This is a genomic window from Roseomonas sp. TAS13 (genome assembly GCF_001950415.1).
Lineage (GTDB): Bacteria > Pseudomonadota > Alphaproteobacteria > Acetobacterales > Acetobacteraceae > Roseomonas > Roseomonas mucosa.
In genome coordinates this window covers 1-1,860 of sequence record NZ_BDLP01000589.1, presented here as the reverse complement: position 1 = coordinate 1,860, position 1,860 = coordinate 1, and the positions used below count along the sequence as shown (strand labels likewise).

The following is a 1,860-nucleotide window of genomic DNA, read 5'->3' as shown; positions in this document are numbered from 1 at the left end:
GGCATGGCGGAGGTCGGGGGGACTCTGCGGTTTGGAAATCTTTTCTCCACGACCGCGCCCGCTTCGCAACAGGAAAGGAAATCCTGCCCCGATGTGGCAATCCGGGAGGTGAAATTTTCTCCGCGCGCATGCGGCACGATGCCACGGTGCTCCCGCCCGTCGCCCGCCTCGGGCCTTCGCGCGGAATCGGCGCGCCGGCGGCGGGAAGAGGCGGAAGGGCGTTTTCCCGGAATCGTGAGCCCGCAAGGGGCGGCACTCGTGGCGATCGGCCGCCGCAAACCTATCTCTGGCGGTTGCCCGCCGCCGGACCGGCTGGCAAAACGGCCCCGTGTCCAGATCAGTCCGCATCGCCCCATCCCTCCTGGCCGCTGACTTCGCCCGATTGGGCGAGGAGGTTCACGCCATCGAAGCCGCCGGCGCCGACTGGCTGCATCTCGACATCATGGACGGCCATTTCGTGCCGAACATCTCCTTCGGCCCCTCGCTGGTGCGCGCGCTGCGCCGGCACTGCACGCTGCCCTTCGACGTGCACCTGATGATCGCGCCGGCCGATCCCTACCTGGCCGCCTTCGCCGAGGCCGGGGCGCATGTCATCTCCCTGCATCCGGAGGCCGGGCCGCACCTGCACCGCTCGCTGCAGACGATCCGGGGCCTGGGCTGCAAGGCGGGCGTGGTGCTCAACCCCGCCACGCCGGTCTCGGCGCTGGAGAACGTGCTGGACCTGCTCGACCTCGTGCTGGTGATGACGGTCAATCCGGGCTTCGGCGGCCAGTCCTTCCTGACCTCGCAACTGCCGAAGATCGAGGCGCTGCGCCACATGATCGACGCCTCCGGCCGCGACATCGCGCTGGAGATCGACGGCGGCGTCACCGACCAGACCGCGCCGCTCTGCCTCGCGGCGGGCGCCGACACGCTGGTGGCCGGCACCGCCGTCTTCGGCAAGCCCGACTATGCCGCCGCCATCGCCGCGCTGCGCCCGCAGGCCACGGAGGGCGGGGGCGGCGAGACGTTGCGGAGACCGGAATGAGCGGCTGGCTGCGCGGCGCCAAGCGCACCCTGGCCGGGCTCAAGCCGCTGCGCGTGCCCGAGGCGCCGGCCCGCGCCTTCCGCGACCTCTGGCCGGGCGACGCGGCGCGGGGCCAGCGGCTGCTGAAGGGCGAGTTCGAGGTGCTCGGCACCACCGGCCTGCTGCTGCCCGCCGAGGCCGCCCGCGCCACGCCCGGCGCGCCGGAGGCGATGAGCGGCGGCAGCCCCTGCTGGCGCGCCGCGCTGCACGGCTTCGCCTGGCTGCGCGACCTGCGGGCGCTGGGCACGGACAATGCCCGGCTGCGGGCGCGGGCGCTGACCCAGGACTGGCTGTCCCGCACCGGCAACGAGGCCCTGGCCGATGCGCCGGAGGTGGTGGGGGCGCGGCTTTCCGCCTGGCTGGGGCACTGGGACTTCCTGGCCGCGACCGCCGAGGACGGCTTCCGCAAGGCGCTGATGCAGCGGCTGGCGCAGGACGCGCGCGGGCTGGTCGCCGCCCTGCCGGCGCATTGCGAGCACCGCGGCGGGCTGGTGGCGCTGAAGGGCGCCATGGCGGCCGCCGTGGCGCTGGAGGAGGAGGGCTGGCTCACCCGCTGCCTGAAGCTCCTCCCCGCCGAGCTGGAGCGCCAGTTCCTGCCTGATGGCTGCCACGCGGAACGCTCGCCCGCGGTGCATCTGGCCGCGCTGCAGGACCTGATCGAGCTGCGCAACCTCCTGCACGGGGCCGAGCTGGAGGCGCCGCCGCATCTTTCCCTGGCGCTGGACCGCGCCGGCCCGGCGCTGCGCGTCTTCCGCCACGGCGACGGCGGGCTGGCCTGCTTCAACGGCACGCGG

Annotated in this window: 2 protein-coding genes; both read left to right on the top strand. The window is 73.7% G+C overall.

Annotated elements, in window-relative coordinates:
* The first annotated feature begins 328 nt into the window (after positions 1-328).
* Positions 329-1,027, top strand: coding sequence for a ribulose-phosphate 3-epimerase (gene rpe / locus ROTAS13_RS23930; RefSeq protein ID WP_075823616.1), 699 nt, complete (start codon positions 329-331; stop codon positions 1,025-1,027).
* Positions 1,024-1,860 (top strand): heparinase II/III family protein (locus ROTAS13_RS23925; protein WP_305793733.1); only part of this gene is annotated, 837 nt, incomplete at its 3' end. The genes rpe and ROTAS13_RS23925, both read left to right, overlap by 4 nt.